This window comes from Candidatus Tremblayella phenacoccinincola, from assembly GCF_009805595.3.
GTDB classification, from domain to species: domain Bacteria; phylum Pseudomonadota; class Gammaproteobacteria; order Burkholderiales; family Burkholderiaceae; genus Tremblaya; species Tremblaya phenacola_D.
In genome coordinates, this window is sequence record NZ_VMQO03000003.1 from 21,873 (window position 1) to 30,677 (window position 8,805).

At 31.2% G+C, this 8,805-nt stretch carries 6 protein-coding genes and 3 tRNA genes; 4 read left to right on the forward strand and 5 right to left on the reverse strand.

The annotated features are described in order from the left end of the window. Positions 1 to 35: 35 nt before the first annotated feature. Entirely contained in the window at positions 36 to 1,778 is a 1,743-nt protein-coding gene (locus tag FKM95_RS00975) for a proline--tRNA ligase (protein ID WP_159128891.1), read from the reverse strand. Between the two features lie 285 nt (positions 1,779 to 2,063). On the opposite strand from FKM95_RS00975, the gene rplM reads away from it, so the two are divergent. Continuing rightward, positions 2,064 to 2,492 carry a 50S ribosomal protein L13 gene (gene rplM, locus FKM95_RS00980; RefSeq protein ID WP_159128892.1) on the forward strand — a complete coding sequence of 143 codons (429 nt, stop codon included), beginning with the start codon at positions 2,064 to 2,066 and terminating at the stop codon, positions 2,490 to 2,492. A 39-nt stretch (positions 2,493 to 2,531) separates the two neighbouring features. Then, positions 2,532 to 4,205: a glutamine--tRNA ligase gene (glnS, locus tag FKM95_RS00985; RefSeq protein WP_159128893.1), complete on the forward strand. Its 1,674-nt coding sequence runs from the start codon at positions 2,532 to 2,534 to the stop codon at positions 4,203 to 4,205. Positions 4,206 to 4,248: 43 nt separating this feature from the next. On the opposite strand, the gene FKM95_RS00990 is transcribed toward glnS, so the two are convergent. From FKM95_RS00990 to FKM95_RS01005, 4 genes are all read right to left on the reverse strand, one after another. Beyond that, complete coding sequence (locus FKM95_RS00990) at positions 4,249 to 6,903, reverse strand: valine--tRNA ligase (protein WP_159128894.1); 2,655 nt, start codon at positions 6,901 to 6,903, stop codon at positions 4,249 to 4,251. A 294-nt stretch (positions 6,904 to 7,197) separates the two neighbouring features. Next, a tRNA-Met gene (locus tag FKM95_RS00995) sits at positions 7,198 to 7,269 on the reverse strand. Positions 7,270 to 7,296: 27 nt separating this feature from the next. Continuing rightward, positions 7,297 to 7,367, reverse strand: a tRNA-Gln gene (locus FKM95_RS01000). 6 nt (positions 7,368 to 7,373) lie between these two features. Further along, positions 7,374 to 7,456, reverse strand: a tRNA-Leu gene (locus tag FKM95_RS01005). Positions 7,457 to 7,519: 63 nt separating this feature from the next. On the opposite strand from FKM95_RS01005, the gene rpmE reads away from it, so the two are divergent. Then, positions 7,520 to 7,723: a 50S ribosomal protein L31 gene (gene rpmE / locus FKM95_RS01010; RefSeq protein ID WP_159128895.1), complete on the forward strand. Its 204-nt coding sequence runs from the start codon at positions 7,520 to 7,522 to the stop codon at positions 7,721 to 7,723. 75 nt (positions 7,724 to 7,798) lie between these two features. Then, the coding region (gene tsaD, locus FKM95_RS01015; protein ID WP_226338823.1) for a tRNA (adenosine(37)-N6)-threonylcarbamoyltransferase complex transferase subunit TsaD at positions 7,799 to 8,805 on the forward strand (1,007 nt) is incomplete at its 3' end.

Genomic DNA, 8,805 nt, shown 5'->3' on the forward strand with positions numbered 1-8,805 from the left:
GGGGGGGTAAAATAGGTTAGTTCTTTTTAATATAGTTAGCCTATGTTTAGCATTAGTTCTTTTAATATATAAGAGCTAATAGCATTTATATTTACTACTTTTATATCACCAGAAAAGCGGTTTTTATATTCAACGTTATCCAAAAGAATGTTATTAGTAATCAAAATAATATGATTTATACCAATAAGTTCTATATCATTAAACATTACACCTAAAGAAACTACTCTATCATCTAGTAAGACATCAATATTATAAGAAGCTAGTTTATTATATAGATGTTCTGCTAGTTCTTTTATCTTTTCTATCCTATGCATATTTAAAGCTATAATCGCTACCTGAAAAGGTGCTATTGTTTTAGACCAAATAATTCCAGCTTTATCATAGTTTTGTTCTATTATAGCCGCTATAGTACGAGAAATGCCTATACCATAACAACCCATTATTAAGCTTTGTTTATAGTCTTCATTAACATGAAGTTTATTATTTATTATATCAGAGTATTTTGTTCCAACTTGAAAAATATGTCCTATTTCAATGCTTTTATTTCTTTTTAAAATGCTTTTCTTTTTAAACCATAAAACACCATTATCTATTATTCTTATATCTGCTATCTTAGGCAATAGTAAGTCTCTTCCCCAATTAACACCATAAAAGAACCGGCTTTTAATATTAGCGCTAGCTATAAAGTCGTCCATAACAGCAACACTTCTATCAATAATTAAGGACATTGATAAGCTAAATAAACCTATTTCATATGTACTAGATGGGGAATCTACGTTTACTAGCTTTAACTTCTTTAGCTCTTCTATATTTGCATATTTTAGAGGAAGCTGTATGTCAGGGTTTTTCCCTAGCTTTATCTTATTTAACTGATGGTCTCCTCTTATAATAAGAACTAAAAAGGGATTAGATAATTTATTAGTATGTACTATAAAAGCTTTTATAGTTTTATATATCGAAACATTAAAATAGGTTGCTAACTCAAAAGCACTTTTGATCTTAGTAGTAACTACTAGCTTTAACTCTTTAGTAGTCATTGGTTTTATTTTAAACGAAGGTAACGTTTCAGATAAATCAATATTAGAAGCATAGTTAGGCTTCGTAGTAAATATTATATCATTTTCTCCATCTTTACCCAAAGCGTGAAACTCATGGGAACAACCATCGCCCATAACACCAGAACTTGCCTTTTTGATCTTATACTTTAAACCTATACGCTTAAATATACTACAATAGGAACTACTCATTAAACTATAAGTAGCTTTTAGATTCTTTTGGGTTATATGAAATGAATAGGCATCTTTCATAAGAAACTCTTTTGACCTAACTACACCAAAGCGAGGTCTTATTTCATCTCTAAAGTGTGCTTGAACTTGATAAAAAGCTAAAGGTAATTGTTTATGGGAATGTATTTCATTATTAACTAACTCTGTAACAACTTCTTCATGAGTGGGCCCTAATACAAATTCTTTTTTATTACGATCAGTTAGCTTTATTAATTCTGAACTAAAATCTTTTAGCCTACCACTTCTTTCCCATATATTAATTGGATGTATAGATGGCATAAGTATTTCTATGCAGCCAACTTTTAGCATTTCCTTTCTAATAACATTGTTTAACTTATTCATAACTCGTAAACCAATAGGTAACCAAGTAAATATGCCTGAAGCTAGCTTTCTTATCATACCAGCTCGTAACATAAGCTTATTACTAATTATATCTGTGTCAGAAAAGCTTTTCCTAAGAGTACAAAGAAGATATTTGCTAGTTCGCGCCATATATAGAATCCATGTTTAGTTGCTATATATATAATTGGTTCCCAAATATGCAATATATTATTCTCTCTATGCTATAGGTTAACATATGTTCCCCCCCACTAGAATCAATAACAACTCTTTAGCTACTGGCTATCTTAAGTCAGTATATAGTTCTAAACCCTAAGCTCTTTCCCTTTCTCAATGCTTTTCCTTTCCCTATATATCCGAAAATAAGATAGCTTTTCAATATACTAACTCTATATATATACCCATTATAGTTCTAACCACCCCCCCCCAGCTTTTATAATGAAGTCCTTAATATCAAAAGAAAAACAAATAAAGAAAAGATGGTATATTATTGATGCTTCAGGAAAAATACTAGGACGCTTGGTATCAAAAATAGTCTGTATATTGCGAGGTAAAGCTAAAACAACATATACCCCAAATATAGATACAGGAGACTATATAATAATTATTAACGCCAATAAGATAAAGATAACAGGTAATAAATATATACATAAGCTATATTATCATCATACCGGATATGTTGGTGGTATCAAAAGCATATCTTTTAAGGAGTTAGCTAACAAAAACCCAAGAAAGCTAATAGAAAAAGCAGTAAAAGGTATGCTACCAAAAGGCCCATTAAGCTCTGTAATACAAAATAAACTAAAAATATATGAAGATGAAACCCACAACCATCAAGCACAAACCCCGATGTTATTATCAATTTAGTTGGACTGATGAACTACCCAATTAACAAACAACAATGTCATGAATAATAATAAACCAAACACTACTAACTTTATTAAGAAGCTAATAAATAAAGATCTTTTACTAAATAAATACAAGATAATAAATACAAGGTTCCCTCCTGAACCAAATGGACATATACATTTAGGACATGCAAAAGCTATATGTTTAAACTTTGGAATAGCAGAAACCTACAAAGGAGTCTGTAACTTAAGATTTGATGACACAAACCCAACAGAAGAAGCTATAGAATATGTGAAGTCTATAAAAAAGAATATTAATTGGCTAGGCTTCAAATGGAATGAAAGAGCACATTATTCTTCAAACTACTTCGATAAGCTATATAGCTATGCAATAGATCTTATTAAAAAAGGTTTAGCATATGTAGATAATTTGTCACATAATGCTATCAAACTATTTCGAGGTACACTAAAAAGCCCTGGAAAAAGCAGTCCATACCGTAATAGAAATATAAAAGAAAGCTTGATATTATTTACTAAAATGAAAGCTGGAAAAGCAAACGAAGGTAAAGCTTGTTTAAGAGTAAAAATAAACATGACATCGCCAAATATAACTATGAGAGACCCAATACTATATAGAATTAAATATATAAAGCATTATCATACAGGTAATAAATGGTGCATTTACCCTATGTACGACTTTACTCATTGTATATCTGATGCTATAGAAAAGATAACACATTCTTTATGCACCTTAGAATTTCAAGATAATAAACAACTATACATTTGGCTATTAAATAATATTAACTTCGATATTCAGCCTAAACAATATGAGTTTTCCCGTTTAGCTGTAGAATATAATATAACATCAAAAAGAAAGCTAAACATATTAATTAAAGGCCATATAGCTGATGGTTGGAAAGACCCGAGAATATTAACCCTCTCAGGCTTAAGAAGGAAAGGTTATACTGCTAAATCTATTAGGGAGTTTTGCAAGAGAGTTAATGTAACTAGACAAAACAGTAATATTGAACTTAATGTATTAGAAGCATGTATCCGCGAAGAGCTAAATGAAAATACAATAAGAATAATGGCAGTAGTTAACCCAATTAAAATAATAATAATAAACATATCTAAAACCCATAAAGAACTAATAAATATCTATAACCATCCAACTAAGCCTGAACTGGGAAACAGAGAGCTAGTTTTTAGTAAGGAAATATATATAGATAAGAATGACTTTAGAGAAACCCCACATAAACAATATAAAAGATTAGCTTTAGGAAAAGAAGTTAGACTAAGAAATGCATACATAATAAAAGCAGAAGCCATAGAAAAAGATATAAAAAAAGAAGTAACAAATATATATTGTACTTATGATTCATATACTCTCAATAAAAAACCTTTAGACAATAGGCATATAAAAGGTGTAATCCATTGGGTATCTTCAAAAGATTGTATAAAGGCAGAGTTCAGAATATATGATAAGTTATTTAATATAAAAGACCCAAATGCCTCTATAGGTTTTTTAAACTACATATCTACAAAGTCCTTAGTAATATACAAAGGCTTAATAGAGGCATATATATTAAAAGCAAAGCTAGGAGAAAGTCTTCAAGTTGAAAGAGAAGGCTATTATTGTGTCAGAGGTATTTGCTATTCTAAAATAAATATTGTATTAAATAGAATAGTCACATTAAAACATAGCCTAAGGTTTCCCCCAAATAAGAGCTAGTTCTTTGTTGTTAGTTCTTCTTATTCTAAAAGACCTAACCATCTCAAATAACCATAAGCCATACACCATCAGCTATCTTAGAACCTGATAATGGAGCTTTATCTTTAACAATAGATGAACTAATAGAAATACTATTTAAGTTAGCTAAATAGATATATATAGAAACAACTTCTTTATATACAGAATAGTAATCATTTGAAATAGGTCTTGTTAATAGAATAGCTTTATTAAACCAAGCTATAGCTAATTCCTTTCTTATTGTTCTTATCATTGTAATTAGTTTCTTAACCCACTCAATAGAAACAAAAGAGCTTTTAGCAATAAAGTTATTGTTATATGATGGAGCAGTTTGAATAACAATACTATCTTCAGTTCTTTTATCTAATAAAGACCTAATATTAACCCAGATAAGCTCTGTAATAAATGGAACTATTGGATGAGCTAAACGCAATAATAATTCTAAAGCTACCAATAAAGTAAAACAAGTGCTTTTAGATTTCAAAGCATTACCAGAACAAATAGCTATCTTAGAAAACTCTAAATACCAATTACAAAGCTCATTCCAAACAAAGAAGCATAAAGTGGAAACAGCTATATCAAATCGATAGTTATCTATATATATCCGAAAGGACTTCACAGCTTCATTAAGCATATGAAATAGCCATTTATCAGTTAAATATAGGCTTTGTTTCATTAGGAGATGTTCATAATGCCTATGGATATCTTTAACATTAATTAAAACAAACCTACTAGCATTCCATAACTTATTACAAAAGCTTCTATATTCTTCCAACCTGTCCATATCCCAATGCATATAACGACTATTAGAAACTAAAGACACTAAAGCAAAACGTAATACATCAGCGCCATATGCTTTTATTCCAAAAGGAAACTGCTTTTTAGTAGCTTTTGTAACTTCATTATATAGTTTAGAATGCATCATATTATTAGTTCTTTTTATAAGAAGTTCTTTTAGAGAAATACCATTTATTAAGTCTATTGGGTCTATAGTGTTTCCTTTACTTTTAGACATCTTATTTCCAGCTTCATCTTTTATTAGACCAGTAATATATACAGTTTTGAAAGGCAGTTGTGGTTTACCATTATTAGCTTTAACAAAATAAATAGTAAACATAATCATACGGGCAATCCAAAAGAATATTATATCAAAGCCACTAATAATTATACTAGTAGGATGAAAAGCTTTTAGTTCTTTATTATAGTTAGGCCAGCCAAGACTAGAAAACGTCCATAATGCTGAAGAAAACCAGGTATCTAATACATCGCTTTCTTGTTTAAGAGTGAAGCTATTTTTCAAGCTATAGATTATACGAACTTCTTTTTCATTATGACCAACGTATGAGAAACCATTATTATCATACCAAACAGGAATTCTATGGCCCCACCATAGTTGTCTAGAAATGCACCAGTCTTGAATATTAGACATCCAACTAAAAAACATATTCTCATATTGTTTTGGGATAATCTTAATCAGGTTCTTATTAACGAAGTCTACAGCTTTTTTAGCTAGGCTAGCAGTACGAACATACCATTGATTAGTTACCATAGGTTCTATAATAATGCCACTACGATCTCCATAAGAAGCTAATGAGGCATAGGTTATTTTATTATCTAATAAGCTTAAACGCTCAAGCTCAGATATAACCAATTCACGAGCAACAAACCGTTCTAAACCATGGAATACATTAGGAATATAAATGCTATTAAAGTAACTGCTTTTAGCCCAACTAAAAAGAAGGCCTTTCTTACGAATAAAACACTCTTTAGTAAATATTTCTATCATAGGCAAATAATGACGTTTACCTATCCGAAAGCCACTAAAGTCATGGGCAGGTGTAATAGACATACATTCTGCTTCTTTAAACATAGCAACATAATTATCAGAAATAACTGGAATACGTCGCTTTACTAATGGTAAGTCTACGCTTTTATTAATTAAGCTTCTATATCTAGATTCTTTTGGGTTAACAACTAAACAAGCATCACCAAATATAAGTTCTGGACGTGGGTTAGTTACTACTAAATAATCAAGACCATCTAATACAATTCCAACTTCTAATGGGTATCGTAGATACCACATAAAGCTTTTCACATTACGGGCTTCTACTTCTAAATCAGAAATAGCAGTTCGTAGTTTAGGGTCCCAGTTTACCATATATTTATCTCGATATATCAACCTATTTTCATATAGCTTAATAAATGCTTCTTTTACAGCAAAGCAAAAGTCAGAATCCATAGTAAACCGAGATCGAGCCCAATCAATAGAATTACCTAAACGACGCATTTGGTTATATATTATGCTAATATATTTTGAAACCCATTTCCAAGACTCAGCTATTAAACAACAACGCATATAAACAGTTACGCTTTTATAGTCAGAATATAACTCACGCTCAACTAATAATTGAGTAGCAATTCCCGCATGGTCAGTGCCTACTTGCCATAAAACAGATATTCCTTGCATACGTTGATATCTTATAAGAATGTCCATAATTGTTTGCTGAAACCCATGACCTAAATGTAAAAGACCAGTTACGTTTGGTGGTGGTATTACTATAGAATAACAGCTTTTATATTCAACATTATCTATGGCAGCAGATACCTTAAAATAATCCTTTTCTTCCCACTTTATAGCTATAAGCTGTTCAATAGGTTTAGGACAATAGGCTTTTATCATTTCACTTTTAACTAATTTATTAAATAATACAATGTAATATATAGGTTTAGTAACATATAAAAACCATTTATTTGCAGTAGAATGTTTTTATAATTCTTTACTTAATGGTTTAACAAGAGGAATAGTTTCCCCCCCCCTCCTCTAACCAAACCCAAACCAAACTCTCAACACTCTCTCTCTCTCTCTCTTTCTCTTTCTCATTCTCAATCTCAACCTCATTCTCATTCTCATTCGCTTACCTTCCCCTCAAACCCCACAACCCTCCTCCTTTTATATTAAAAGAATCAGAATCATAGACTATGACTGGGCTTGAACCAGCGTCCTCAACGTTATGAGTGTTGCGCTCTACCACTGAGCTACATAGTCGAATAGCTAGTTGGTACCAGGGTTTTGCTGGAGTACCAGGTTTCGAACCTGGGATCGAAGGGTCAAAGCCTTCTGCCTTACCACTTGGCCATACTCCAAATATATGCGGGAAACGAGACTTGAACTCGTATACCAATAAGATACTAGATCCTAAACCTAGCGTGGCTACCTATTTCACCATTCCCGCTAGCTTCATAAACATAATAAGCTCACAACAAGTCCCCCATAAACCTATAAGAAGAAGACCCCCATGAAAAAGCACAAGCATCCAAAATATAACAATATAAAAGCTATCTGCTCTTGCGGTAATATAATAAGTATTCATTCTACGTTAAATAATAACATAACTATAGACGCTTGTAATAAATGCCATCCATTCTATACAGGAAAGCAACGCGTTCTTGACACAGCAGGAAGAGTAGAACGTTTCAACAAAAGGTTTAATAGAAGCTAGAGTCCCTAACTAGCTGGATAGAAGGTGGTCAAACCAGAAGATAAGTAGTTAACCCCTTTTCTGCTGGAGGAGTATATGCGGTTCTTAGGTATTGAAACTTCTTGTGATGACACTGGAATATCCATAGTTGAACAAAATAAAGACTTAATAATAAGCTGTATATATAATCAAATAAAAGCCCACATAACTTATGGCGGAGTTGTTCCAGAGTTAGCATCTAAAAAGCATCTAGAAGTAATAATAAAGTTAATTAAAAAAGCTATAATAAAACCTAAACTAAGTATAAAAAGTCTAACTGGGTTGTCATATGATGCTGGTTCTGGAATGTTTGGGTCACTGCTTATTGGAACAACAATAGGATGTGCTTTAGCTTATTCATTAAATATATCTTCTTTAGCAATAAATCATTTAGAAGGCCACATATTAACCCCAATGCTAAATAACTCTATTAACTTCCCATATATATCGCTTATTGTATCTGGAGGTCATTCAGAGTTACTTTTAGTAGATAAGCTAGGAATCTATAAGCTCCTAGGAAAAACAATAGATGATTCTGTTGGAGAAGTATTTGATAAAACAGCGAAGCTATTAGAATTATGTTATCCAAGTGGCATTTCTTTATCAAATATAGCAAAAGCTGGAATACCAAATGAATATCTATTACCTTATCCAATGCTAAATAAACCAACCATAAACATTAGCTTTTCTGGTCTAAAAACATTAGTAACAAATATAATAAAAAAGGAAATAAAGACAACCCAATCAAAAGCGAATATTGCAAAAGCACTTGAAGATACAATAATAAAAGTATTGGTAAATAAATGTAATAAAGCACTAGCTTCTAATAATGTTAATAGATTAGTAATAGTAGGAGGAGTAAGTGCAAATGAATCCTTGAGAGCCTATATGAAAGTCCTAATGAAGTCTATAAAAGGAACTGTCTATATTTCAGATATAAAGCTATGTTCAGATAATGGCGCAATGATAGCCTTCACTGGTTTAAATAAAAACAATTCTATAAACCCCATAAAAAACAAAAGCTTATCAATTCTAATAAAAACAACCTGGTGTTTAGGCTATAA